23 protein-coding genes and 1 pseudogene are annotated in these 25,629 nt (G+C 67.6%); 14 read left to right on the forward strand and 10 right to left on the reverse strand.

What is annotated here, in order from left to right; translation table 11 throughout:
• A pseudogene (locus DB31_RS33570) lies at positions 1–262 on the reverse strand (serine/threonine protein kinase); the annotation flags it as partial.
• Positions 259–1,122, reverse strand: coding sequence for a DUF2381 family protein (locus DB31_RS33575; RefSeq protein ID WP_044195613.1), 864 nt, complete (start codon positions 1,120–1,122; stop codon positions 259–261). The pseudogene DB31_RS33570 and the gene DB31_RS33575, both read right to left, overlap by 4 nt.
• 175 nt (positions 1,123–1,297) lie before the next feature.
• Here DB31_RS33575 and DB31_RS33580 point away from each other — a divergent pair, with 175 nt between their 5' ends.
• Positions 1,298–2,176 carry an alpha/beta fold hydrolase gene (locus tag DB31_RS33580; protein WP_083969017.1) on the forward strand — a complete coding sequence of 293 codons (879 nt, stop codon included), beginning with the start codon at positions 1,298–1,300 and terminating at the stop codon, positions 2,174–2,176.
• A 55-nt stretch (positions 2,177–2,231) separates the two neighbouring features.
• Here DB31_RS33580 and DB31_RS33585 read toward each other — a convergent pair whose 3' ends face one another.
• Both DB31_RS33585 and DB31_RS33590 read right to left on the reverse strand, forming a co-directional pair.
• On the reverse strand, positions 2,232–2,993 hold the full coding sequence (locus DB31_RS33585) for an SDR family oxidoreductase (RefSeq protein WP_044195615.1): 762 nt from the start codon (positions 2,991–2,993) through the stop codon (positions 2,232–2,234).
• 68 nt (positions 2,994–3,061) lie between these two features.
• Complete coding sequence (locus DB31_RS33590; RefSeq protein WP_044195619.1) at positions 3,062–3,799, reverse strand: SDR family oxidoreductase; 738 nt, start codon at positions 3,797–3,799, stop codon at positions 3,062–3,064.
• Positions 3,800–3,979: 180 nt separating this feature from the next.
• Here DB31_RS33590 and DB31_RS33595 point away from each other — a divergent pair, with 180 nt between their 5' ends.
• From DB31_RS33595 to DB31_RS33605, 3 genes are all read left to right on the forward strand, one after another.
• Positions 3,980–4,915, forward strand: coding sequence for an AraC family transcriptional regulator (locus DB31_RS33595; protein ID WP_044195622.1), 936 nt, complete (start codon positions 3,980–3,982; stop codon positions 4,913–4,915).
• An 88-nt stretch (positions 4,916–5,003) separates the two neighbouring features.
• Positions 5,004–5,888, forward strand: a complete 885-nt coding sequence (locus DB31_RS33600) for an oxidoreductase (protein ID WP_044195624.1) — start codon at positions 5,004–5,006, stop codon at positions 5,886–5,888.
• A 1-nt stretch (position 5,889) separates the two neighbouring features.
• Positions 5,890–6,900 (forward strand): AraC family transcriptional regulator, encoded by a 1,011-nt coding sequence (locus tag DB31_RS33605; RefSeq protein ID WP_044195627.1) that lies wholly within the window; start codon positions 5,890–5,892, stop codon positions 6,898–6,900.
• A gap of 12 nt (positions 6,901–6,912) precedes the next feature.
• Here the strand turns inward: DB31_RS33605 and DB31_RS33610 are convergent, their stop codons facing one another.
• Complete coding sequence (locus tag DB31_RS33610) at positions 6,913–7,689, reverse strand: SDR family oxidoreductase (protein WP_044195631.1); 777 nt, start codon at positions 7,687–7,689, stop codon at positions 6,913–6,915.
• Between the two features lie 152 nt (positions 7,690–7,841).
• Here DB31_RS33610 and DB31_RS33615 point away from each other — a divergent pair, with 152 nt between their 5' ends.
• A complete protein-coding gene (locus DB31_RS33615) occupies positions 7,842–8,249 on the forward strand; it encodes a winged helix-turn-helix transcriptional regulator (RefSeq protein WP_240487006.1) in 408 nt (135 codons plus the stop codon).
• Positions 8,250–8,252: 3 nt separating this feature from the next.
• Here DB31_RS33615 and DB31_RS33620 read toward each other — a convergent pair whose 3' ends face one another.
• The 3 genes from DB31_RS33620 to DB31_RS33630 are packed head-to-tail and all read right to left on the reverse strand — an operon-like array spanning position 8,253 to position 12,395.
• Positions 8,253–9,437, reverse strand: coding sequence for an iron-containing alcohol dehydrogenase (locus tag DB31_RS33620; RefSeq protein ID WP_044195634.1), 1,185 nt, complete (start codon positions 9,435–9,437; stop codon positions 8,253–8,255).
• Positions 9,438–9,447: 10 nt separating this feature from the next.
• On the reverse strand, positions 9,448–10,905 hold the full coding sequence (locus DB31_RS33625) for a glutamine synthetase family protein (protein ID WP_205628617.1): 1,458 nt from the start codon (positions 10,903–10,905) through the stop codon (positions 9,448–9,450).
• Entirely contained in the window at positions 10,905–12,395 is a 1,491-nt protein-coding gene (locus DB31_RS33630; RefSeq protein ID WP_044195637.1) for an aldehyde dehydrogenase family protein, read from the reverse strand. The genes DB31_RS33625 and DB31_RS33630 overlap by 1 nt, the downstream gene beginning before the upstream one ends.
• 80 nt (positions 12,396–12,475) lie before the next feature.
• Between DB31_RS33630 and DB31_RS33635 the strand changes: the two genes are divergently transcribed.
• The 4 genes from DB31_RS33635 (at position 12,476) to DB31_RS33650 (ending at position 15,459) form a co-directional block, all read left to right on the forward strand.
• Positions 12,476–13,213 carry a glutamine amidotransferase gene (locus DB31_RS33635; protein ID WP_044195640.1) on the forward strand — a complete coding sequence of 246 codons (738 nt, stop codon included), beginning with the start codon at positions 12,476–12,478 and terminating at the stop codon, positions 13,211–13,213.
• Positions 13,214–13,225: 12 nt separating this feature from the next.
• Positions 13,226–13,684 carry a hypothetical protein gene (locus DB31_RS33640; RefSeq protein WP_044195645.1) on the forward strand — a complete coding sequence of 153 codons (459 nt, stop codon included), beginning with the start codon at positions 13,226–13,228 and terminating at the stop codon, positions 13,682–13,684.
• 14 nt (positions 13,685–13,698) lie between these two features.
• Positions 13,699–14,169, forward strand: a complete 471-nt coding sequence (locus DB31_RS33645; protein ID WP_044195647.1) for a hypothetical protein — start codon at positions 13,699–13,701, stop codon at positions 14,167–14,169.
• Positions 14,170–14,289: 120 nt separating this feature from the next.
• Positions 14,290–15,459 carry an AI-2E family transporter gene (locus DB31_RS33650; RefSeq protein ID WP_044195650.1) on the forward strand — a complete coding sequence of 390 codons (1,170 nt, stop codon included), beginning with the start codon at positions 14,290–14,292 and terminating at the stop codon, positions 15,457–15,459.
• Between the two features lie 6 nt (positions 15,460–15,465).
• Here DB31_RS33650 and DB31_RS33655 read toward each other — a convergent pair whose 3' ends face one another.
• Together DB31_RS33655 and rho are read right to left on the reverse strand one after the other, a co-directional pair.
• Positions 15,466–15,777 (reverse strand): hypothetical protein, encoded by a 312-nt coding sequence (locus DB31_RS33655; RefSeq protein ID WP_044195654.1) that lies wholly within the window; start codon positions 15,775–15,777, stop codon positions 15,466–15,468.
• A gap of 10 nt (positions 15,778–15,787) precedes the next feature.
• Positions 15,788–17,401, reverse strand: a complete 1,614-nt coding sequence (gene rho, locus DB31_RS33660; protein ID WP_075306358.1) for a transcription termination factor Rho — start codon at positions 17,399–17,401, stop codon at positions 15,788–15,790.
• Positions 17,402–18,024: 623 nt separating this feature from the next.
• Between rho and ligA the strand changes: the two genes are divergently transcribed.
• From ligA to DB31_RS33685, 5 genes are all read left to right on the forward strand, one after another.
• A complete protein-coding gene (gene ligA / locus DB31_RS33665; RefSeq protein ID WP_044195656.1) occupies positions 18,025–20,046 on the forward strand; it encodes an NAD-dependent DNA ligase LigA in 2,022 nt (673 codons plus the stop codon).
• A 13-nt stretch (positions 20,047–20,059) separates the two neighbouring features.
• On the forward strand, positions 20,060–20,344 hold the full coding sequence (yccX, locus tag DB31_RS33670; protein WP_044195659.1) for an acylphosphatase: 285 nt from the start codon (positions 20,060–20,062) through the stop codon (positions 20,342–20,344).
• Positions 20,341–20,787, forward strand: coding sequence for a DUF3052 family protein (locus DB31_RS33675; protein WP_044195662.1), 447 nt, complete (start codon positions 20,341–20,343; stop codon positions 20,785–20,787). Before yccX ends, DB31_RS33675 begins: the two co-directional genes overlap by 4 nt.
• Before the next feature lie 535 nt (positions 20,788–21,322).
• Positions 21,323–24,094, forward strand: a complete 2,772-nt coding sequence (locus tag DB31_RS33680) for an Rne/Rng family ribonuclease (protein ID WP_044195665.1) — start codon at positions 21,323–21,325, stop codon at positions 24,092–24,094.
• A 121-nt stretch (positions 24,095–24,215) separates the two neighbouring features.
• Positions 24,216–25,598 carry a YhjD/YihY/BrkB family envelope integrity protein gene (locus DB31_RS33685; protein ID WP_044195668.1) on the forward strand — a complete coding sequence of 461 codons (1,383 nt, stop codon included), beginning with the start codon at positions 24,216–24,218 and terminating at the stop codon, positions 25,596–25,598.
• Positions 25,599–25,629 lie beyond the last annotated feature (31 nt).

Raw genomic sequence — 25,629 nt, forward strand, 5'->3', positions numbered from 1 at the left:
CATCGGGCAAGTAACCAAAGGCGCGCGGCTTCACGATGTTGGGATGGTCCAGCATCAGAAGCACCAGCACCTCGCGCAGCGTGCGGGCGTGCGTCCGCCCATGGTCGCTGCTCTCCTGCCGGTGCAGCGCGAGTTTGAGCGCGAATGGCTGGCCGTCCTTCTCCACATGGTGGACAGCCCCAAAGCCGCCCTTGCCCATGGCCCCCACCACTTGCCAGCCGTCCACGACGGTGCCGGGCGGTAACTCGACTGTTCCGATCATGGCTTGCCCTCCACCTTTGTCGGCACGCGCACGGCGGGAATCGAAAAGCTCCGGCCATCTTTCCCTCCGAGTTCCAGCACGTATTCTCCCCCAGCACCCTTTGGCGGTGCCTCCGCTTCCACGAGGATTCGTCCCTTTTGCCCGGATGGAATCGCCTCTGGGATTGCTGTCATCGCCCGCACCGTCACCTGTCTTCCCGCCTTGCTCGTCAGCGTCGCCCCCTGCGGTGCCCAAGGCTGGCTGGACCCGTTGATGATTCTGACATCCAGCAGCAACCAGCCGGGGCCAAGATGGGAAACGCCGCGTTCCGCCTCGAAGCCGCCCGCCTCGTCCCGGTAGAACTCAAAGGATGTGGTCTTGACGCCGGTCTCGTCCAAGTAGCCGGCCCGAGCGAATTCGAGAGGTCCCATCGCGCGGCACAGGGCTTTGAGCGCCAGCAGTTCGGTCTGGCAGGTGGCTTCCGACGGCTCGAGCCGTATCACGTCGATCCGGGTGTCCACTTCGGAGGAAGCCGGCACGAGAACAAACATTGCTTCAGCCGGAGCCTTCCCATCCGCGAATGAGACGCGCAGAGCCAGGCGCTCGGTGGACCCGAGTTCGAGCAGAGGCTCGAGGAAGAGGGAGCGATCGCCTGCGTCCACCGTGATTCGAGTGCCGCGCCCATCCACCTCGATGGCCTCCCGATTCAGCGGGGACTGGAAGCGGAGCAACGTGGCGACGCCCTGGACGACGCGGATCTCGTGCGGCGGATCCGCAGGGTTGCCGGTCACGGTGACGGAGCGTGCTCGGCGCTCTTGAGGGGAGCTCGACTGGGCCCGCGCAGCTGTTCCAAGGAGGAGAACGATGGCGAGGACCCACATAGTAGGTTGGCACACTGAGGGACGACCTCCAAGGTCACCCTACCAGATTGCAACCAGGGATCCTCTCGAAGCGCCCCCCTCCTGCGGCATGGCGCCAGCGCCTCTGCAGATGGACCGATGATTTCCGCAGGCCTGTGGCGTCAAAGAAGCGCTGAACTTCTTTTTCGGAGACACCATGAACCTGCTGTGCCGGAACATCCCGTTTTTCGTCCTCTTTCTCGTGGCCCTGGGAACGTCGGCCTTCGCTCAACCCAAGCAGAAGGCGCCCGGCAGCTACGCGAAGGTCAACGGGCTCGAGCTCTACTATGAGACGCACGGCAAGGGCCGGCCCTTGGTCCTCCTCCACGGTGGACTCGGGTCTACGTCCATGTTCGGCGATAACCTCAAGGCACTCGCGAAGCACTACAAGGTCATCGCGGTGGACCTGCAGGGGCATGGGAGGACGGCCGACATCGACCGGCCGCTCAGTGTCGAGCTGATGGCCGATGACGTCGCGGCCCTCATCCAGCACCTCAAGCTAGGGAAGGCCGACGTGTTCGGCTACTCCCTGGGCGGTGGCGTCGCGCTGCTGGTGGGCATTCGCCATCCGGAGCTCGTGAACAAGCTGGTCATCGTCTCCACGGTGTTCCGCCGCGATGCCTTCTACCCGGAGATCCTCGCCCAGCAGGGACAGGTCAATGAGGGAGCCGTTGAGATGATGAAGCAGACGCCCATGTACCAGGGCTATGCCGCTGTCGCTCCCCGCCCCCAGGACTTCCCAAGGCTCCTGAAGAAGATCGGCGAGGCCATGAAGCAGGACTTCGATTTCTCGAAGCAGATCGCGTCGCTTCAGGCGCCCACACTGGTCATGGCCGCGGACGCAGACCTGTTCCCCGCCTCGCACGCCGTGGAGTTCTTCGGATTGCTCGGCGGCGGCAAGCGGGACGGTGGCTGGGACGGCTCGGGGCGGCCGAAGTCGAGGCTCGCCATTCTCCCGGGGCTGACGCACTACAACATCTTCGCCGATCCGCTCATGGTGACCGTCGCCCTGCCGTTCCTGCAGGAAGGCACGTAAGACACCGGGCAGGCGCGGTGCAGCTGCGGATCATGAGGATCGCGCGGGTGCGCCGCTAGCGGCGTTTGACGTTCATGGGGCCAAAGCCCTGATCGGCGGGCATGACCTCGACCACGTTGAGGTTCACGTGGGCGGGGCGCGTGATGCAGAACAGGACGATGTCCGCGATGTCATCGGGGGTGAGGGGCTGCATGCCTTCGTAGACCTTGCGGGCGCGCTCGGCGTCGCCCTTGAAGCGCACGACGGAGAAGCCGGTCTCGACCATGCCGGGCTGCACTTCGGTGACGCGCACACGCGTGCCCACGAGGTCGGCCTTCAGGTTCTGGGAGAACTGGTGCACGAAGGCCTTGGTGGCGCCGTACACGTTGCCGCCCGGGTACGGGTACGTGGCGGCCACAGAGCCCAGGTTCACCACATGCCCGCGGTTGCGCTGCACCATGCCCGGCAGGAGCACGCGCGTCACATAGACGAGCCCCTTGCAGTTGGTGTCAATCATCGTCTCCCAGTCATCGAGATCGGCCGTGTGAGCGGGCTCCATGCCAAGCCCGAGACCCGCGTTGTTGATGAGCAGGTCCACCTCGGAGAACGGGGCGGGCAGCGAGGAGAGCGCGGTCTCGACCGCGGGGCGCGAGCGGACATCCAGCTCAATGATGTGAGAGGGCGTGGGGAGCCGGGCCGCGAGGGCCTCGAGCCGGTCGCGCCGGCGGCCGGTAAGCACGAGGCGTGCTCCCGCCTTCGAGAGGGCGACTGCACAGGCCTCGCCGATGCCGGAGCTCGCGCCAGTAATGAGAGCCGTCGATCCATTGAGGGTGTCCATGGGGCGCGGACTCTACAGGACATTGGGCTCCAGGCCGCGCCCCCGTTCGGGCGCGGCCTCCCGCCCGTTCAGAAGTCGCTAGCAGTCGGGCGCACGATGATCTCGCTGACATCGACGCCATCGGGCTGCTCGATGGCGAAGGCGATGGCCTTGGCGATGGACTCCGCGGGGATCGCGATCCGCCGGAAGTCCTCCATCGCCTTCTGGGAGAAGGGGTCGGTGATGCTCTCCGCGAGCTCCGACTCTGTGACGCCCGGTGAAATGACCGTCACGCGGATGTCCCCGCCGACCTCCTGACGCAGCCCCTCGGAGATGGCCATCACGGCGGACTTGGTTGCGCAGTAGACGGCCGCCGTGGGCACGACCTTGTGACCTCCGAGGGACGAGATGTTGATGAACTGCCCGCTGCGCTGCTTCTTCATCAGCGGCAGGCCCGCGGCGATGCCGTGCAGCACGCCCCGGATGTTCACGTCGATCATCCGGTTCCACTCATCGATCTTCAGCACCTCCAGCTTGGACAGAGGCATGACGCCCGCGTTGTTGATGATGACATCCACGCGGCCGAAGGCGCCGAGCGCGAACTCGACGAAGGACTGCATGTCCTCGCGCCGGGTGACATCCAGGGCGCGGTAGCGGGCCGAGCCGCCGTCGGCAGTAATGGCCTTCGTGAGAGCCTCGAGCCTGTCGGTGCGCCGGGCCCCGAGCACCACGTGAGCGCCCTGCCTGGCGAGCAGGCGGGCGGTGGCCTCGCCAATGCCGCTGCTGGCGCCGGTGATGACAACGACCTTTCCCTTGATTCCGGACATGGGTGTTCCCTCGCTCGTGTGTCGTGAGAGCCCGGGACAGGAGCGCCCCGGGAGCGAGGCAATAAGTACGAGCTGGGGGCTCTCCATCGGTAGACCATTCCTGGCGCGCTCTTGCCTAATCCTGCAAGCCGCTGCGAGAGGGAGAGCATGCCCCTGTGGAAGGCAGTAGTCTGATCCTCCATGGCGATGACCGCATGGAAGCAGCCCCCGAACTCGAAGCTCCCTGAGCTTCTGGCCGAGCTGGCCTCATGGATCAACCGCTTCAGCCCAGAAGACGGCACGACCCCCACGGAGATCCCGCACGTGACACTCCACCGGGCTTCGAGGACGGGGGAGCCGCTGCGCGTGCTCTATCAGCCCTCGGTGTGCCTCATCGCCCAGGGGAGCAAGCAGGTGATGCTGAGCGACGAGCTCTATACGTATGACGCCTCGACCTACCTCGTGGCCTCCGTGGACCTGCCCGTCACGGGCCAGGTGGCCCAAGCCACGCCCAAGGCGCCATACCTCTGCATCCAGCTCGACTTGGACCCTGTCGAGATCGCCGATCTGGTCCTCAAGGCGGGCGCCCCCAAGCCCAAACAGCAGGGCCCACACCGAGGCCTGTTCCTCGGGCAGACCTCCAAGGAGCTGCTGGAGGCGGTGCTCCGGTTGGCGCGCTTGCTGGAGACGCCCGAGGACGCTCCCACGCTGGCCCCGCTGGCCATCCGCGAGATCCTCTACCGCCTGCTCAAGGGAGAGCACGGCTGGAGGCTGGGACAGATCGCCACGGAGAACAGCCAGGCGCAGCGCATCGCCCAGGTCATCGGCTGGCTGAAGGCCCACTTCACGGAGCCGCTGAGCATCGAGAAGGTCGCACGCGAGGTGCACATGAGCCCCTCTTCGCTGCACCACCACTTCAAGGCCGTCACCGCGATGAGCCCGCTGCAGTACCAGAAGCAGCTCCGGCTCCAGGAGGCGCGCCGACTCCTGCTCAGCGCGGACGTCGACGTGGCTACGGCGGGCTTCCGCGTGGGCTACGAGAGCCCCTCGCAGTTCGGCCGCGAGTACCGGCGCCTGTTTGGAACACCGCCGGGCAAGGACCTGCGGCGGCTCCGGGAGGGTGGCGCCATCGGATAATTCTTTGGCGCGATCGGATTCGCATGGCGAGGGCCCACCTCGCATCTTGGAGTCAGCCGAATCCCCGGCGAGGAAGAGGATGACTCACATGACCAAGGTTTGGTTGATCACGGGAAGCTCACGCGGCCTGGGCCGCCAGCTCGCGAAGGCCGTGCTGGACGCCGGTCACCGCGTGGTGGCCACTGCGCGGAAGGCGGAGGATCTTCGCGACCTCCTGGCCCCTTACGGAGAGCGGGCCCGAGCAGTCGCACTGGATGTCACGAATCCGGTGGCGGCGCGCGCGGCGGTGGCCGAGGCCACGGCGGCGTTTGGCCGGTTGGATGTGGTCATCAACAACGCGGGCTATGCCAACGTCGCGCCGATCGAGACCATGGCGGAAGACGACTTCCGCGCGCAGTTCGAGACGAACTTCTTCGGCGTCGTGAACGTGACGCGCGCCGCACTGCCGGTCCTTCGCGCCCAACGCGATGGGCACATCATCCAGATCTCCTCGATCGGCGGCCGCGGTTCGTCGCCTGGGCTCGCTGCCTACCAGTCCGCCAAGTGGGCTGTTGGCGGCTTCTCGGAGGTCCTGGCGAAGGAGGTAGGTCCGCTGGGCATCCGGGTGACGGTCGTGGAGCCCGGAGGGATGCGCACCGACTGGGCGGGCTCATCGATGCGGGTTGACCCGGTCCCGAGCGATTACGAACAGACGGTGAGCACCTTCAGCCAAAACGTGCGAGGGCGCGCCGACGTCATGCGCGGCGATCCGGCAAAGATCGCGAAGGTGCTGGTGGATCTGGCCTCGAATCCGAAGCCGCCGCTGCGCCTCTTGATTGGCACGGACGCCGTGTTCCTGGCGGGAGTGCTCGCGGAGACGCGCGCCCAGGAAGATGCTCAGTGGAGGTCCGTGAGCGTGTCGACGGACTTCGATGGGTTGGTAGACTTCGCGGAGACGCCCGTCGCGCAGATGCTCAAGGCCCAGCGGAGCTGACGTGCCCACCGAACTCGTTCCCATCCCCAGCGTCGTGCTTGATCGCCTGACCCGGCTGGGCGTCGACGTGGCCCAGGTGCTGCGACAGGCGGGCATCCTGCCCTCCCGGTTCCAGCCCCCGAGGGCCAAGCTGACGGTGGCCGAGTTCTTCGCGTTCTGGCGAGCGCTGGAGCAGGTCAGCGCGCGGCCAGACGTCGGCGTGCGCATGGGAACCGAGGCTCTCCCCCATCAATTCGATGTCGCGTCGCTCGCGGCGCTGCACTCGGCCAACCTGGGGGAGGCCCTCCGGAAGTTCTCGCGCTACAAGCGGGTGGTCTGCTCGGAGCAGGTGTCCATCGACGTGACTCGCCGCGAGGCCCGGGTGAGCTTCCATTGGCTGCATGTCGAGGAAACGCTGCCCCTGCGGCTCGTGGATGCCACGTTCTCTTCCCTGGTCGCCCTCGCGCGCCGGGGGACCGGACAGCCTGTGCCGCCCTTGCGGCTCGAGCTGGCGCGGAGCCGCGCGGACGAGGCCCTCCTCCGGCAGCACTTCGGCTGCAAGATTCGCTTCGACGCGCCAGTCGACCTCCTCGTGTTCGAAGAGGCGGCGCTCGCCCTGCCCTTCATCACCCACAACGCCGAGCTCCTCGAGACCATGCTGCCAGGGCTGGAGGCAGCCTTGACCGAGAGCCTGAGCTCCACGTCCGTGGCGGACGACCTGCGAGCCCTTCTGGGGCGGCAGATGAGCGGTGAGCGGCCCAGTGTCGACAAGGCCGCCCAGGAGATGCGGATGAGCCCGCGCACCCTCCAGCGCCGGCTCCAGCAGCTCGGCACCTCCTATCAGAGCGTGCTGGATCAGGTCCGCCACGACACCTCGCGCCGCCTGCTGGAGAACACGCAGCTCGACACGGGCGAGGTCGCGTTCCTCCTCGGCTTCGAGGAACTCAACTCCTTCACCCGTGCCTTCCATGGTTGGGAGGGCGTCGCGCCCAACGCGTGGCGGAAGTCCCGGCGCGGCCAGCCCTCCACGTGAGCGGAGCGCTGCCTACGCCCGGCGGTGCACGGGAGCTCCGTGCGGGGCGCCGATGGTGCCGCCGTCGACGACAATCTCGGCCGCGACGACATTCGAGGACGCATCGGAGGCCAGGAAGAGAACGGCCTGAGCAACCTCGTCCGCCTCGCCCATTCGCCCCAGCGGAATGGACGTGGCGAGCCTCTGCTCTAGAGCCGCCATCTGGTCGGAGGTGGAGGCCAGCGGGGACCAGACCGGCGTGCGCGCCGCCCCCGGCGTCACCTGATTGACGCGGATGCCTCGGGGAGCGAACTCCGAAGCCAGGACGCGTGTCATGGACCGGACCGCGCCCTTGGTGGCGGCGTAGGCGGACCAGCCGGGCGCTCCCAGCACGGCATGGACGGAGCCATTGAGGATGATCGAGGCCTTGTCCTTCAGATGAGGCGCCGCCGCCTGGATCGTGAAGAACACTCCCGTCAGGTTCGTCTGGATGATGTCATCGAACACCTGGAAGCTCGTCTGCCCCACCGGCGTCACCCCTCCGATGCCGGCGTTTGCGAAGACGATGTCGAGCTTGCCGAAAGCCTTCACCGCCTCACCCACGGCTCGCTCAATCGACGCGACGTCCTTCAGATCGGCCTGAAGCGTCAGCAGGTTGGCACCCAGCTCCGCCCTCGCGGCGTCGAGCGTCTCGGGATTGCGGCCGGTGATGGCCACCCTCGCGCCCTCGGCGATGAAGAGACGGGCCGTCGCCAGCCCGATGCCGCTGTTGCCGCCCGTGATGAAAGCCGTCTTCCCCTGGAGCCTCATGGTGTCCTCCCAGAACTGGTTTAATGATGAAACCGTCTAGGATATAGCCGCACTGGTTTCATGATTCAACCACTTTGGGGTATGAATCGGGTGGGAGAGAAACGGAGCCGGCTGTGGTGAAACGAAAGAGCCTTGAAGGAAACGTCTGCCCGGTGGCCAGAGCGCTCGATCTCATTGGCGACTGGTGGTCGCTGCTCATCATTCGCGACGCGCTCGCGGGCACGAGGCGGTTCAGCGAGTTTCAGCGGAGCCTGGGCGCGGCCAAGAACATCCTGACCACACGCCTGAGGACGCTCGTGGCGCAAGGGATTCTAGAGGTCGCGCCTGCCTCGGATGGCAGCGCCTATCAGGAGTATGTCCCGACCGAGAAAGGCCGGGCCCTGCTCCCCGTTCTCGTGGCGCTGGGACAATGGGGCAGGGAGTACCTCTTCGAGCCGGACGAGCCCTGCTCGATCCTGGTCGACACCAAGAAGCAGCGGCCGCTCAGCAAGCTTCAGCTTCGCGCCGAGGACGGCCGCCCCCTTCAATCGGATGAAGTCGTGTTCCGGACTCCGTCCTGAGGGTTAGAACGCCTCGCGGAGCATCATGAGCAGGTCCGCCTCGGCGCACTTGCGCGGGTTGGTCAGGTGCGAGGCATCCTCGAAGGCCTTGGCGGCGATGCGCGGCAGGTCCTTCTCCTGGACGTTCGCGTCCCGGAGCCGGGCCGGAATGCCGATGGCCGCGTTCAGCTTGCGCACCCGCTCGATGGCGTGGCCGGCGAGCACGTCCTCACGCATGTTGAAGAACTCGCCCAGCGCCACCGCCACGCGGGCCAGCCGGGCCGTCGTCATCGGGCGGTTGAACTCCATCACCACGGGCAGGACGATGGCGTTCGCCAGACCGTGGTGCACGCCGGAGATCGGCGTCAGCGCGTGCGCCAGCGCGTGGCAGGCCCCGAGGCCCTTCTGGAAGGCCATGGCGCCCTCCATCGCGGCGACCATCATGTCCGCGCGAGCCGAGACATTGCTGCCCTCTTTCACCGCCGTCACCAGCGAGCGCCCCACGCGGGCAATGCCGTCGATGGCCACCGCGTCCGCCAGCGGGTGGACGCCGCTGGCGATGTACGCCTCCAGGCAGTGTGTGAAGGCGTCCATGCCGGTGGCGGCCGTCACTCCCGGCGGCAGCCCCAGCGTCAGCTCTGGATCGCAGATGGCCGCCTTGGGCAGCAGGTGCGGGCTGAAGATGACCGTCTTGCGGCCGGTGTCCTCCAGCGTCGCCACGCCCGAGCGGCTCACCTCCGAGCCCGTCCCCGCCGTGGTGGGAATCGCGATGAGCGGCGGCAGGTCGTCACGCACGTACTGGTCGCCCCCCTTGGCATCGTCGTAGCGGGACAGCGGCGGCTCGTGCGTGGTGAGCAGTTGCACCAGCTTCGCCGCGTCCAGCGGGCTCCCGCCCCCGAGCGCCACGATGCCGTCACAGTCACCGCGCCGGTAGGCCTCCAGCCCCGCGAAGACGTCCTTCTCCGTGGGGTTGGGCTCCACGCGGTCGAACACCGCGAAGTCCACACCGGCGTTCTTCAGCTCGTCGAAGACGCGCTGGGCGAGCCCGGCCTTCACCACGCCCGCGTCCGTCACCACCAACGGGCGCTTCATCTTCAGGCGGGCCACCTGCGCGGGCAGGCGCTTCAGGGCGCCCACCCCGAAGACGATCTTCGTGGGCCAGGACATCTCGGTGACACGGACATCGTGCGGCATATCGAAGGGCTGCATGTCGACCCTCTCAGATGAGTTCCAAGTAGCGTTCGAGCTCCCAGTTCGTCACGGCGCGCTCGTACTGTCGCACCTCCCACTTCCGAGTGCGAACGTAGTGGTCCACGAAATCGTCGCCGAGCAACTCCCGGGCCCGCTCGGAGCGCTCCAGGAGGGTGACGGCCTCCTTCAGGTTGCGCGGCAGGGGCCGCGCGTTGGCCTCATAGCCGTTGCCCGAGCACATGGGCGGCGGCTCCACCTCGTTTTGAATGCCCCACAGGCCCGCGGCGAGGCTCACCGCCATGCCGACGTATGCGTTCATGTCCGCGCCGAGCTGCCGGTACTCCAGCCGCATGGACTTGGGGCTGTCGCCGATGACGCGGATGGCGGTGGTGCGGTTCTCCCGGCCCCAAGTGGCGGTGGTGGGCGCCCACGTGTTCTCCACGCTGCGCTTGTAGCTGTTCACCGTGGGCCAGTAGAGCGCCGTCAGCTCCGGCATCAGCTCCACCTGCCCACCGAGGTAGTGCCGCATCGTCTCGCTGATGCCGTCCGGCGAGTCCTCGTCATGGAACAGGTTCGTCCCACCCTTGAGGTTCCACAGTGACTGGTGCACGTGTCCCGAGCACCCCGGCAGTTTCGCGTTCACCTTCGCCATGAAGCACGCGGTGAGGCCGTGTCGGGCGCAGATCTCCTTCGCCACCGTCTTGAAGAGCACCGCCTTGTCCGCGGCCTTCTCCACCTCGTCGTAGCGGATGGCGGCCTCGAAGACACCGGGGCCTGTCTCCGTGTGGAAACCCTCGATGTCCACCCCGAAGCCGTTACACCCGTCGATAAGGGCGTGCACCAGCGGCGAGTTCAGTGACGTGCGCAGCCACGAGTAGCCGAACATGCCCGGTGTCAGCGGTGTGAGCCCCTGGAACCCCTTCTCGTGCAGCGAGTGCGGCGTCTCCTTGAAGATGTAGAACTCGTACTCAGCACCGAACTTGGGCAGGTAGCCCAGATCCCTCGCACGGCGGGCGATCTTCTGCAGCAGCTGGCGCGGGCTCGGGCCGAACGGCGTGCCGTCCGCGTTCACGAAGTCCAGCAGGAACGCGGCGGTGTCCGGCTCCCACGGGATGATGCGGCCGGTGGACACGTCCACGCGCGCCTGCGCGTCCGGGTAGCCCGTGTGCCAGCCCGTCACCTGCGTGTTGTCGAGCAGCTCGTCGGCCAGGTCCCAGCCGAAGACGACGTCACAGAAACCCAGCCCGCCCTTCACGGCAGAGAAGAACTTGTCCGTGGAGATGTACTTGCCGCGCCAGACGCCATCGAGGTCCACCGCGCCCACCTTCACCTTGCGGACGCCCTTCTCCTCGAACCACTTGCGCAGGAAGTCCACGCCGCCAGGCTCACGCATCAGCGCGTCGACGGTCTCGCCCTTGTCCTTCGCGCGGGCGCGCCGCGCCATCACCGGGTGAGAGATGACCTTCGCCTTCGACCGAGTCCCCATCACACGCCCTCCGGAAGCTTCGTCCACACGGCCTTGTACTGGAGGTAGCCCTCCAGCGCGTGGTGGGACAGGTCCCGGCCCCAACCGGACTCCTTGTACCCACCGAACGGCGCCGCGTTGTCGAACTCGTTGAAGCAGTTGATCCACACCACGCCGCTCTTCACCTTGCGCGCCATCGCGTGCGCCTTGGCCACGTCGCGCGTCCAGATGGACGCCGCCAGTCCGTAGGTGGTGCTGTTGGCGATCTCGAGCGCATGCGCCTCGTCGCGGAAGCGGAGGCAGCTCAGCACCGGGCCGAAGATCTCCTCCTGGGCGATCTTCATCTCCGGCTTCACGTCCCCGAAGATGGTCGGCTTGACGAAGTAGCCCTTGGCCTTGACGCCCTGCGTGTCGCGCTCGCCGCCAGTCAGCAGCTTCGCGCCCTGCTTCCTGCCGCTCTCGATGTAGCTCAGGATGGTGTCGAGCTGGCGCGCGCTGATCTGCGAGCCCATCTCCGTCTCGGGATCCAGCGGATCGCCCACCTTCATCTTCTGGGCGCGCTCGACGAGCCGGCCAACGAAGGCGTCATAGGCCTTCTCGTGGACGAGCACGCGGCTGCCCGCGTTGCAGATCTCCCCCTTGTTGCCGAAGATGCCCCAGAAGCACGCCTCGGTGGCCGTGTCGAAGTCTGCATCCGGGAGGATGATCTGCGGGCTCTTGCCGCCCAGCTCCAACGTCAGCTTCTTGAGGTTGCTGCCCGCCGAGGCCTGCAGCAGCCGGCGCGCCGTGCGCCCCGAGCCAGTGAAGGAAATCTTGTCCACGTCCGGGTGCCGAGCCAGGGCCTCTCCCGTGGGGTCGCCATAGCCCGTCACCACGTTGAGCACGCCGGGCGGGAAGCCCGCCTCCAGGGCGAGCGTTCCCAGCTTGAGCGCGGTGAGCGGTGTGAGCTCCGAGGGCTTCACCACCACGGTGCAGCCCGCCGCGAGCGCCGGGCCCAGCTTCCAGCACAGCAGGCACGTGGGGTAGTTCCACGGAACGATGGCGGCCACCACGCCCACTGGCTCCTTGAGGCAGTAGGTGAGGAAGGGTCCGTCTACCGGGAGCACCTCGCCGGTGATCTTGTTCGCCCAGTCGGAGAAGTAGGCCAGCGTGCCAGCGCCCGGGCCGACATCGCCGCGGATGGCCTCGCGGAACGTCTTGCCGTTGTTCATCGACTCGACGAGGGCAAACTCCTCGCGCCGTTCCCACAACAGCTCCGAGAGCTTGCGGATGAGCTTGCCGCGCTCGCTCGGGTTCATCTTGCTCCAGGGGCCGGACTCGAAGGCGCGGCGCGCGGCCTTCACCGCCTTGTCCACGTCCGCCCCATTGGCCGAGGGCACGTCGCAGATCTTCTGCCCGGTGGCAGGGTTCACCACTGGAAGGGTGCCTCCTTCCACGGGGTCCACAGGCTGGCCATCGATGACCAGCTTGGGAGCAGGCAGTTGAGGAGCGAGCGTGCGAGCGTCGGTCATGGAGACTCCTGGAGAAGACCCGAGCGACGAACGGTAGGGATGGCTCCCAGAGGCGGCAACCCGGCAGGGAGAGACGTGAGATGAAGAACGTTCTGTTGCTGAAAGCGGGAGAGGCTGCGGCCTCGGTGCGTCTCTCGGTGGGCGACTATGACCGGTGGTTTCTCCAGACCGTGGGACTGTCCGGTTATCGATTCGACATCCTCCCTGTGCATCAAGGCGCGCAGCCGCCCGCGGAGGGGAACGGCTATGACGCGGTGATGATGACGGGCTCGCCCGCGTCAGTGACCCAGCTGGAGCCCTGGATGGAGCGCGCGGCGGAGTTCATGGTGAACGCGGCGGAGCGAGGCATCCCCGTGCTCGGCGTGTGCTTCGGCCACCAGCTCCTGGCGCATGCCTACGGAGGACGCGTGGCGCGCAGCCCGCTCGGGCGGGAGATCGGCACGGTGGAGGTGGACCTGACCGAGGCGGGCCGCGCGGATCCGCTCTTCCGAGGGCTGGGGCCGCGCCTCTCCGTGCAGACCACGCACGAGGACATGGTGGCCGAGACCCCTCAGGGGACAGTGGTGCTCGCGGGCAACGGCCACACCGCGGTCCAGGCCTTGGCTTTCCGGCCGTGCTCCCGAGGCGTCCAGTTCCACCCCGAGGTGCAGGCGGACGCGATGCGGGCGCTCATCCAAGCCCGAGCCGAGAAGCTCGAGGCGGAGGCCACCTCGCGCGGCCTCATCCCGGGAGAGCGCGTGCCACGGCTGCTGGCGGGCATCGCTCCGACTCCCTCCGGCCGGCAGATCCTGGTCAACTTCCTGGAGCACTTCACCTGATACGAGGCCCCCGTGAACCGCGCCCTGCTGCTCGCACCGCTCTTCCTGCTGCTCTCCTGCTCCGACCGGGACTACTGCGCCGAGGCTCCCAGCTGCGACAAGGACCAGGCCATCAACTGTGAGCCCTCCTGCACGGTGGGGCCCTGCTCCACGGGGCCGCACCTGCTGGAGTGCGGCGACTCCGCGACCTGCACCGTGGTGGTGGGGGACACCAGCTCTCCGCGCTTCTTCCGCTCGCGGGCGCTCTGCGTGGAGGATGGCTCGGCGTCGTGCGATCCCTCCACGGCGGGCGCGCCGGTGTGTGACGGACAGGGCCTCATCACCGGCTGCAGCGGCTACAACCGCGTCATCCGCGCTCCGTGCGGACAGGCGGCGCTCTACTTCACGAGCTCGGCGTGCTGCCGGAACACGAGCCCGCCCGACGGTGGCACGGATGGCGGTACGGGCGGCTCCACGGACGGTGGACGCTGAGCTAGGGTGCACGCATGCCTTCGCGCTGGGACTACCTCCTCGAAACCAAGCCTGTTCCCATCCTGGACCAGCTCCTGGAGGAAGTATCGAAGCTGCTGGCGAAGGATCTCGCGCAGTGGCCTCCGCCGGTGGAGGAGCTCGACCTGGACGTCGGCGGCACGTTCGCGCCGCTCTTCCTGGAGCGCCCGCCGCGCCCCTCCGCCCACGTCTATGGCGAGGCGCTCCGGCTGTCGCACTGGGAGCTGGAGCGCGAGTTCGAAGCCTACGACGACTACATGCGCAACAAGCGCTACCTGGAGCGAGGGCTGGCGCCCACGGACCGGCTGGCGCTGCTCTTCCTCAACCGCTGGCTGGTGGAGCAGATGCTGGGCCTGGGCGAGGCCACCGAGAGCCGCATCAAGCGCACGCACATGCGGCAGATCCTCGACAAGGTGGAGGCGCGGCTGCGCCTGGTTCAGTCGCCTCCCTCCGGACTCATCCTCTGAGCCGCGCCAGGCTCCTGCATCAACTGGTAGGGGTCCCAACCACCGGGCTCTACCTCCCACGGCCCACCCACCGGGTGAAGCCTTGTCCCCGGGCTGAAACCTCTGCCATAAGCCGCGCCCATGCAGCCGCCCCCTGAAGCCTTCGAACGGACCGAGCGCCGCAAGCGGCTCATCATCCTCGCCTGCCTGTGGGGGACCATTCTCGCGGTCCTCTTGCTCTTCCGCTCGGTGGTCATGCCCTTCGCGGGAGCGGCGCTTATCGCCTACCTGGTGCAGCCGCTGGTGGCGCGCATTACCCGGCTCCGGGTCGCGGGCCGGGCCATTCCCCACTGGGTGGCCATCCTGCTCATCTATGCGCTCTTCTTCGTGGGCGTGTACCTGTTCTTCATCGCGCTGGTGCCGCAGCTCTACCGGGAGCTGGCGCGCATCAGCCGGGACGGCGTGGCCTTCGTCAACTCGCTCACGCCGGACTACCTCCAGAAGAGCGCCCAGCGCCTGGAGGAGTGGCTCGGCGCCTATGGAATCCCCGTGGCGCTCTCCAACCGGGGCGTGGAGGGCGAAGACGCGGTGCCTGCCTTCAGCTTCGCGGTGGATCTGGCGCAGCTGCTCAAGGACTCGGTGGCGCGGCTCTCCGTGCTGGTGCGCGAGAACCTGGGCAACATCGTCGGCGTCTCGCGCAGCATCATCGCCGGGGTGCTGGCGACCATCTTCGGCTTGTTCTTCATGCTGATGGTGGCGGCGTTCTTCTCCATCGACGCAGTGGCCATCCGCCGCTACTTCGGCACGCTCATCCCTCCCGAGTACGCCAACGACGCGCGCACGCTGCTGCATCGCATCGACCGCTCCCTGTCCGGCGTGGTGCGCGGACAGGTGACGATCTGCGTGGTGAACGGCGCGCTGACCGCGATTGGCCTGCTGGTGTTCGGGGTGAAGTTCGCCTTCCTGCTGGCCACCATCGCCACGTTCTTCAGCCTGATCCCCATCTTCGGCACCATCATCAGCTCGGTGCCCATCGTCCTCATCGCCATGGCGGACGGGTTCCAGAAGGGACTGGCCATCCTGGTGTGGATCATCGGCATCCACGCGCTGGAGGCATACTTCCTCAACCCGAAGATCATGGGTCAGGCGGCGCGCATCCACCCGGTCATCGTGGCCTTCAGCCTGATTGCCGGCGAGCGCCTCTACGGGCTGGTGGGCGCGCTGTTCGCGGTGCCCATCGCGGCGATGTTCGTGGCGTGCTTCGACTTCGCGCGCATCAAGGCCCAGCCCGCTCCGCCTCCGGCGCCCTGAAGCGCCTCACTGGCAGGCAGAGGCGCAGCGCGAGTCCCGGCACACGGCGATGCAGCGCCCACAGTCAATCGTGTTGGGCGCGCAGGTGCCATCACAGCGCACACCCACGCAGCTCGGGGCCTCCGAGACGTGCGTGGGGTTGGTGGCCTCGCCGCAGCACCCGTTGGGAGCGCAGTCGCTGTCCCGGTAGCACGTCGTATCGGAGAGCCCCAGGGGGTTCTCCAAATCGGCCACATCAATGGGCTCGCACCCGGCCCCGAGTCCGAGAACGGCCCCCAGCAGGAAGACCACCAGGGGACCACGTCGGGTGCGGCGCATAGAGCTCCTCCTATCGGTTCATGGACCCCAGGAAGTCGACGTTCGACGGCGTGGGGCGCATGTGCTTGAGCACGAACTCCATCGCGTCGATCGGCGTGAACGGATGGAGCACCTGCCGAAGCGCAGTGATGCGGATGAGGTCCGTCTGCGACAAGAGCAGCTCCTCCTTGCGGGTACCGGACTTGTTGATGTCCAGACACGGGAAGATGCGCTTTTCGAAGAGCTTGCGGTCCAGGACGATTTCCGAGTTACCGGTGCCCTTGAACTCTTCGAAGATCACTTCATCCATGCGGCTGCCGGTGTCGATGAGCGCCGTGCCGATGATGGTGAGGCTGCCACCCTCCTCGATGTTGCGGGCGGCACCGAAGAAGCGCTTGGGCTTGTGGAGCGCGTTGGCGTCCACACCGCCGGAGAGGATCTTTCCGGAGGCGGGCACCACGGTGTTGTAGGCGCGCGCCAGGCGGGTGATGGAGTCCAGGAGGATGCAGACGTCGTACTTCTGCTCGACCAGGCGCTTGGCCTTGTCGATGACCATCTCCGCCACCTGCACGTGGCGCGTGGCGGGCTCGTCGAAGGTGGAGGAGACCACCTCGCCGCGCACGCTGCGCTCCATGTCCGTCACTTCCTCGGGGCGCTCGTCCACGAGCAGCACCATGAGGTAGACGTCCGGGTGGTTCTTGGCGATGGCGTGCGCGATGTTCTGCAGCAGCACCGTCTTACCGGCCTTCGGCGGAGCGACGATGAGGCAGCGCTGGCCCAGGCCGATGGGGCAGAACATGTCGATGATGCGGGTCGTCATCTCCGACCCCTCGTGCTCCAGCTTCAGCTTGCGCGTGGGGTAGAGCGGCGTGAGGTTGTCGAAGAGGATGCGCTCGCGGGCCGCCTCGGAGAGCGGATCCACGAAGTTGACCCGGTCCACCTTCTGCAGCGCGAAGAAGCGCTCGCCCTCGCGGGGCTGGCGGATGGGGCCAGTGATGGTGTCGCCGGGCCGCAGGTTGAAGCGGCGCACCTGCGACGGAGAGACGTAGATGTCGTCCGGGCTCGGCTGGTAGTCGCTGTCGGAGCTGCGCAGGAAGCCGAAGCCATCGCTCAGCAGCTCCAGCACGCCCTCGGCGTGGACCTCGAAGCGCTTGTCGGCGATGCCCGACAGCAGCGCGAAGATCAGGTCCTGCTTCTTCAGGCCCTGGTAACCCTCGATGTTGAAGTCGTGGGCCATCTTCGCCAGCTCGGTGATCTTCATCCGCTTCAGGTCATTGAGCTTGATGACCTGCATCGGAGCGCCATCGCGCGTCACCTCGGTGACAGAGGGCGTCTCCACGGGCTCGGGAGCGGCGACGGGGGCGGCGGCGGGCTCGGCGGCCTCGACAGCGCGGGCCTCCTGGAACTCCTCGTCGCGCACCGGACGCGGCATGGGCGTCAGCACGGGGCGCGGAGTCTCGGCGGCCTGCTCCTCCACCTCGGGCTCGGGGGCCTCCTCCTCGCGGCGGGCGGCGGTCCGGCGGCGCGCGGGGCGCTCGGGCTCTTCCCGCTCCACGCTCTTCGCCGCGGTCTTGCGGCCGCGCTTGGGGCGCTCGTCGGTCAGATCTGTCTCAGCCTTCTCTTTGGTGGAACGTGCTTTGCGCATGATGAGGGAATCGATGCTGTGGGATGCGCCCGAAGGCCCGAGCGCGTGGCGGTTGTCGGAAGATTTCGCGGGGTGCGAGAAAGCACCATCCGGGCGACATTGACCGACCCGCCCGAGTCCGGGGAGGACGGTGGGAGAGTCGAAGGTTGCTTGGGAAGAAGGGCACCAGGGGAACCCTGACGCCTTGAAACCGCCGGGCAGGTTATTGACGCCCCCCGGACCTGTCAAGGCATCGTCGCCTTGCCTGCTCTCGGAAGTCCTCCGGTCAGCAGGTCCTTCCCAAGGGCGAAACAGCACGCCCTCCCCCATTCTTCCCGTCCATTCCCACGCGCGCGTCGTTCAGAACCGAACCCCGGAATTCCCGGAGACAGACCGCGACGGGTCGGGAAAACAGGGACCGGACCCAACCCCCCAGGTGGGCACTTGCAACCGCTTGCGGCATCCCGGAGGATTCGGCTGCTCGCATGGAGAACGCCGCCGTTTCCTACCTGCCACGTCGTGCGCGAGAGCCCTTTCCGAGGCTCTCTGGGCCGGTATTTGGGAGTCCTATCGAGGCTTGCGCGCAGCCAGGGAAGATCGCCATTCTCGCGCCCCCTGGGTTGGGGACGAGTGAGGCTGCACCCTTGGATCTGAAGACCGCCGAGAAGCGCGCGCGCGAGCTCCGACAGGAGCTGGCCCACCACAACTATCGCTATTACGTCCTCGACTCGCCCGAGGTCAGCGACGCGCAATATGACCGGCTGATGCGCGAGCTGCAGGAGCTGGAGGGCCAGCATCCCCAGCTCGTGACACCCGACTCCCCCACGCAGCGCGTGGGCGGCGAGGCGGCCCAGAAGTTCGAGAAGGTCGTCCACCGGGCGCCCATGCTCTCGCTGGCCAACGTCTTCAATGACGAGGAGTTCTCCGACTTCGACGAGCGCATCCGCAAGCAGGCCAGCGTCTCCGAAGTCACCTACGTCTGCGAGCCCAAGCTGGACGGCCTGGCCATCACCCTTCGCTACGAGGGTGGCATCTTCATGCAGGGCGCCACCCGCGGCGACGGCACCACGGGCGAGGACGTGACAGCGAACCTGCGCACCGTGCGCAGCCTGCCGCTGCAACTGCTGCCCCAGGATGGCGTGAAGGTGCCGCCGCTGCTCGAGGTGCGCGGCGAGGTCTTCATCCGCAAGGAGGACTTCAAGAAGCTCAACGAGAAGCGCGAGGAAGAAGGCGAGCCGCTCTTCGCCAACCCGCGCAACGCGGCCGCCGGAAGCCTGCGTCAGCTCGACCCCAAGATGACGGCCGCGCGCCCGCTCTCCATCTATCTCTATGAGTACGTGGCCACCGAGGGCCTTCCCTCCTTCAAGACGCACACGGACAAGCTGGAGTACCTCAAGACGCTCGGGCTGCCGGTGAACCGGCACGTGCGCGCCAAGGGTCTGGACGGCGTGCGCAAGGAGTACGAGGCCTCGCAGAAGGGCCGCCACGCCCTGCCGTTCGAAGTGGACGGCATGGTGGTGAAGGTGGATGACGAGGATCTGCGCCTGCGGCTCGGGCAGGTGTCCAAGAGCCCGCGCTGGGCGGTGGCCTACAAGTTCCCTCCGGAGGAGGAGTCCACGCTGGTGGAGTCCATCGAGGTGCAGGTGGGCCGCACCGGCGCCCTCACCCCGGTGGCGCACCTCAGCCCTGTGAAGGTGGGCGGCGTCACCGTGTCGCGCGCCACCCTGCACAACGAGGACGAGCTGCGCCGCAAGGACGTGCGCAAGGGCGACACCGTCTTCGTGCGCCGCGCCGGTGACGTCATCCCGGAGATCGTCTCCGTGGTGCTCTCCAAGCGCCCGGAGGGCGCCAAACCGTACGAGTTCCCCAAAACGTGCCCGGTCTGCAGTGCCCACACCGCCAAGGATGAGGAGGGCGCCATCATCCGCTGCACCGGCGCCTCGTGCCCTGCGCAGCTGGTGGAGAAGATCCGCCACTTTGCCTCGCGCACCGCCATGGACATCGACGGCATGGGCGACAAGCTGGCCTCGCAGCTGGTCTCCAGCGATTTGGTGAAGACGTTCGCGGACCTGTACGCGCTCGACCAGAAGAAGCTCTTGAGCCTGGAGCGCATGGGCGAAAAGAGCGCGGAGAACATCCTGGCGGCCATCGAGCGCTCCAAGCAGACGACCCAGCGCCGCTTCCTCTACGCGCTCGGCATCCGCCATGTGGGCGAGGCCACCGCCAAGGCCCTGGCCGAGGCTTTCCCGGACGTGCGCCAGCTCTACACGGCGGACCAGGAGAGCATTACGCGCGTCAAGGACGTGGGCCCCACCATGGCCCAGGTCATCTACGCCTTCTTCCAGGAGCCGCAGAACCGCGATGCCATCGACGCGCTGCTGGCCGCGGGCGTCACTCCGGCCGCTCCCCAGGTGGCCACGGGCGGGACCTTCGCGGGCAAGACGGTGGTGCTCACCGGAGGCATGGCCGCCATGTCGCGGGACCAGGCCAAGGAAGAGATTGAACGTCGCGGTGGCAAGGTGGCGGGCAGCGTCTCGAAGAAGACGGACTTCGTGGTGGCGGGCGAGGACGCAGGCAGCAAGTTGAAGAAGGCCCAGGAGCTGGGAGTGCGCATCCTGGACGAGCAGCAATTCCTGAAGCTGCTCCAGGGCGAGGCCCGGAGTTGAGGAGGCCAGGACCATGGGCACACGTCGGGTGAGCCTGCGCATCCGCGGCAAGGTGCAGGGCGTCTTCTTCCGCGAGAGCACCCGTCAGGAGGCCACCCGCTTGGGCCTCACCGGCTGGGTGCGCAACCGCGACGACGGCTCCGTGGAGGCCGTCGCCGAGGGCGAGCCCGCCGTGCTCGAAGAGTTCATCCGCTGGTGCCACCGGGGCCCCCAGGCCGCGCGCGTGACGGACGTCGAGCGCACGGACGTCGAGCCCACCGGTGAGTTCCGCACTTTCTCCGTGGAGCACTTCTCATGACGCCGTACGCGATGGGCTCGTTACCCGCGATGCTGGGCATCAAGGCGGGCTCCAAAGTCTCCGTCATCAATCCCCCGCGCGGCTTCGTCCAGAAGCTCAACCCCCTGCCCGACGGCGTCGAGTTCCTCATCACCGCCCAGTCCGGCCTGGACGTCATCCTGTTCTTCACCTCGGATGCCCACGAGCTCGTCCAGCGCCTGCCTGCCCTCTCGCGCGCCATGGCACTCACCGGGGGCATCTGGATCTGCTGGCCCAGCGGCGAGGGCATCAAGAGCTCTCTCTCCGAGGAGTTCGTCCGCCATGCCGCGCTCGACATCGGTCTGGTAGACAACAAGATCTGCCTCATCGACGAGACGTGGACCGGCCTGCGCCTGGTGCGCCGCCCCAGGGGCCGTATCGACAAGCCGGACCACCGCAAGCAAGCGCCTACTGCCCAGGCCTGAAACCCGGGAAGCCCGGTGCGACCTGTGACATCGGGTCGACAATCGACACTTCTCGGCTTTACAGGGCCGTCAAAGGCGTGAAAAACTCCACGTGTTTCTGGACGGTTGTGTGACGCCCCGCGTCGGCGGGTCGTTGGGTCCAGGTGACTTTTTGAGACGGGTTGCGTTCTCGGGCTCCTCCGGGCGCGCCGGCTGCACCGATGTCTCCTGTCGCCCCCCCAAGGCGCCCGCTGATGGGCACCGACCGGGTGCGGAGGGCAGGAGCGGGCAGCCCGCGCGAGTGGAGGGACGAGAACGCTCGGAAGAAAAGGCCTCTCCCGGCACGGTGCCGGTCTTCAGTGAGGCGCAATGAACTCGGAGGAGCAGGCGGTGTCCCCCTCAACCCCCACCCGCGAGACGCGAGCGACATCTGGCTCCGCCCTAGCGGGACTTGAGTGGGCCCTCTCTCCCCTTGCAGCGCGCGTGGAAGCGCGAGGCCTCGTCGCCTCCCGTCCGGTGGGGCACGCCCGTCCGCGCGCGCGTCCAGGATTCGCCTATGGGCAGCATCCTTGTCATCAACACCTCGGGTCGGGAGACCCGGGTCGCTCTCGTCGAGGGCGGCCACATCGCGGAGTTCTATCTCGAGCGTAAGAAGGACAAAGGCGTCGTCGGTAACATCTACAAAGGCCGTGTCGTCCGGGTGCTCCCGGGCATGCAGGCGGCCTTCGTGGACATCGGCCTCGAGAAGGCCGCCTTCCTCTACGTCAGTGACGTTGTCTACGACCCGGACTTCGCCCGCTCGCAGTTCGAGCTGACCGAGGGCGAGCACGAGGACTTCCCGGACGTGCCCTCGGAGTCCGAGGCCGAGGCCGCCGAGGCTGCCACCGGAGGCCCAGAGACCGCCACCGCCGCCACCCACGAGGTGGAGTTGGAGGTGCAGGAACTGGCCCCGGGTGAGCTGGCCCCGCCGCCCCAGGGTGAGCCTGTGACTCCGGTGGAGGCGAAGCCCGCAGCTCCGTCTTCCGAGACGCCTCCGGGTGGGACGATCATTGCTCCGGTGGACTCGGGTGTTGTCGCCGCCGCGGCGGTGATGACCGTTCCTCCCGTGGTCGATGAGGGCTCGCGGCCCGTTCCCCCGCCCCTCCCTCCTGCCGCAACGGCCTCCGAGCCCGCCGCGGTGGCTGCGGCTCCGGAGGAGCCCGGCAGCGCTCCCGTGGCCGGCGTTCCTGTGGAAGCCAGCCCTGTGGCTTCTGTCCAGGAGGCTCTGCCCCCGACCGCGGCTTCGGCGGAGCCTGTGGCGTCCGAGACCGCTCCCGCGGCTCCGGGCTCCGAGACTGCTCCCGCCGCTCAGCTCCAGCCCGAGCCGCCGCCGCACGCGGCCACCGCGCTGGGAGAGATCATCCCTTCGCCTCACGCTGCGGAGACTCCTGGCGCCGCGCCCCGCTCTGACGTCACCACCGGTGAGCGCCGGGCGCCTCGCGAGGGCCGGGACGCCCGTGAGGCCCGCCACCGCGAGCGCGAGAAGGAGCGCGAGCAGCGGGACAAGGACAAGGCCCGGCGCCAGCGCGACGAGCAGCAGCGCCGCGACAAGGAGGAGAAGTCCAAGGCTCGGAAGAGCTCGCGCATCGAGGACCTGCTGAAGGTGGGCCAGGAGGTGGTGGTCCAGATCTCGAAGGACCCGATCGGCACCAAGGGCGCCCGCCTCACCTCGCACATCTCCATCCCCGGCCGTCACCTGGTGTTCATGCCCACGGTGGACCACGTGGGCATCAGCCGCCGCATCTCCAACGAGAAGGAGCGCAAGCGGCTGCGTGAAATCGTCGACCGCATGCGCCCGGCGGGCACGGGCTTCATCGTCCGCACCGTGGCGGAGAACGTCCCGCAGGAGAAGCTCGAGACGGACATCCGGTTCCTCATCGAGGTGTGGAACCAGGTGGTGCGCCGCAACGAGAAGCGCGGCGGCCCGGGCCTGCTGCACCCGGACCTGGACCTCATCCTCCGCGCCACGCGTGACTTGTTCGCGCATGACGTGGAGAAGCTCGTGGTGGACGACCGCGAGGAGTACGAGCGCATCCTCGCCTTCGTGAACGCGCAGGATCCGGCTCTGAAGGACCGCGTGGTGCTCCACGACACCGAGGAGCCCATCTTCGACGCGTACGGCATCGAGCAGGAGCTGCAGCGCGCCACCCAGCGCAAGGTGTGGCTCAAGAGCGGCGGCTACCTGATCATCGATCAGGCCGAGGCGCTCACGGCGATCGACGTCAACTCGGGCCGGTACGTGGGCAAGAAGAGCCTCGAGGAGACGATCACCAAGATCAACGTCGAGGCGGCCAAGGAGATCGTCTACCAGCTCCGGCTGCGGAACATCGGCGGCATCATCATCTGCGACTTCATCGACATGGAGAAGGCGCAGAACCGCGACAAGGTCTTCAAGTCGCTCCAGGAGGCGCTGGGGCGCGACAAGGCGAAGACGAACGTGCTGCGCATCTCCGAGCTGGGCTTGGTGGAGATGACGCGCAAGCGCGTGCGCGAGTCCATCGGCCGCGTGCTCCACGAGGACTGCCCGTACTGCGACGGCAAGGGCTTCGTGAAGACGGCCACCACGGTCTGCTACGAGATCTTCCGGGAGATCCGCCGCGAGGCCCCCGGCTACAAGGACTCGACGCTGGTCATCAACTGCAGCGCGGACGTGGCGCGGCTGCTCCAGGGCGAGGAGCGCAACGAGCTGCGCCACCTGATGGACCGCTACAACAAGTCCATCCAAGTTAAAGCGCAGCAGAACTACCACCGCGAGCAGTACGACATCTACGGCCGCTCTGCCCAGGGCCCCGAGCACAAGGTGGCCTCGTCGCCGGGCTCTGGTGATGGAGAGCTGGCGCTGCAGCGCCGCCCGGACAGCGGTGGATCCGGCGATCGGTACCGCCAGGACCAGGGCCGCCGAGGCGGTGGCCGGGACCGCGACCGGGGCGAGCGCAGTGACCGGGGCGAGCGCAGTGACCGGGGCGAGCGCAGTGACCGGGGCGAGCGCAATGACCGGGGCGAGCGCAGTGACCGGGGCGAGCGCAGTGACCGGGGCGAGCGCGGTGACCGGGGCGACCGAGGCCGGCGTCCGGATCAGAACCGGGGCGACCGGAACCGCGGAGGTGATCAGCGCCGGGATGATCGCCGGGGTGACCGCGGCGAGCACTCCCAGCGCCCGCCTCAAGCGCCTGCGGGCAACGCGCCCTCGGCCAGCAGCGAGCCCTCTTCGCCTCCTCCTCCGCCCAGCAATGGCGGTGGGACGAGCAACGGGGGCAACGGCTCGAGCTCGGGTGGCTCCGAGTCCTGAGCGGACGCTGAGTGAACCGTCTGCCGGAAGGACTGTCCGGCAGGCGGCCAAGCGAGCGTGTACCCCTGCGGGAGGCTGGCCGAAGGGGCGCTGGATTGGCTAGCCTTCCCGGCCGCCCCGCATGACCCGACTTCACGCTCTGCTGCAGACCCTGCGCATGATGTTGCTCGGCTCGGCCCAGAGGCTCTGGAAGCCGGTGTCCGAGACGTCCGTGGGCCGCTTCGCGACGGACGTGTATCTCGCTGCGCGGGCCTTGGTGCGCGACTTCATGGGGGAGGACATCAGCCTCCGGGCCGCCGCGCTGACCTACATCAGCGTCTTCTCGCTCGTCCCGCTGATGACCGTGGGTCTGGCGCTCCTGCGCACCCTCCATCAAGAGGGCTTCGAGCGGCGCATGCGCAGTGCCATCTACATGGCGCTCGCCCCGGGCTTGCAGGATGCCTCCACCGAGTTCCTGGACCGCTTCCTCACCCCCACCAACTCGATCGCCATCGGAAGCGTGGGCTTCGCGGCGCTGCTGTTCTCCGCGTCCTCGCTGTTGCGCAACATCGACGGGGCCGTGAACGAGGTCTGGGGCATCCGGCGCCAGCGCCCCATCTACATCCGCGCGCTCATCTACCTGGGGCTGCTGCTGCTCGGGCCGCTCTTCCTGGCTGCCTCCTTCTCAGGCACGGGCGCGGTGCGGACGCTGATCGTGAACGCGGGCTTCTCCATTGCGCCGCAGATCGTCCTGGTCACCACGGCGGGAATGGCCATCGTGGGCCTCACCTTCCTCTACTACTGGACGCCCTATGCCCAGGTGGCGGTGCGCTCGGCCCTCGCCGGGGGCATCGTCGCGGGCCTGGGCTGGGTCATCACGAAGGAGCTCTACCAGCAGTTCGCCGAGCAGATCTTCCGGTACGACAAGCTGTGGGGCTCACTGAGCGTGGTGCCGTTGTTCCTCGCGTGGATCCACATCAGTTGGTTGCTCGTGCTCACGGGTGCGCGCTTGTCCTACGCGGTGGAGCATGCTTCCTTCCGTGACTCGCTCTGGGCCTTTGGCAATCACCCGCGAGCCCTGGAGCTGGTCGCCACGCGCATCGCCACCGAGGCCACCTTGGCCTGGACGGACGGACTGCCGGCACCCACCCCGCAGGAGCTGGCCCGGAGGCTGCGCGTCCCCGAGTCTTTCGTCTTCGACGCCATCGACCGCATGACGGAGGCCAAGCTCCTGGAGCGCGGCCGGAAGGGGGGCGTCCAGCCGGCCAGGGATCCGTCCGACCTTTCCCTGGCGGAGATCTCCAGCTGCATCCACGGCGTCACCATCCTGGGGGGACCGGAGACCTGGACGGGCCCCCGAGGGGCTTCGGGCTTCGAGCACGTGGAGACCCTCTTCCATTCGGCCGACGCCGCGACCGCGGACGTGCTGCGCAAGACGAAGTGGAGCGACCTGATCGCCCACCTGCGCCCCGCTCCTGCAACCGCGGCGGCCCCTGGCCCCTCGGCGAACGTGGCCAACGGCTGAAATCCGTAAGATTTCCAAGAGCTTCGCCATC

This window comes from Hyalangium minutum, from assembly GCF_000737315.1.
GTDB classification, from domain to species: Bacteria; Myxococcota; Myxococcia; order Myxococcales; family Myxococcaceae; genus Hyalangium; species Hyalangium minutum.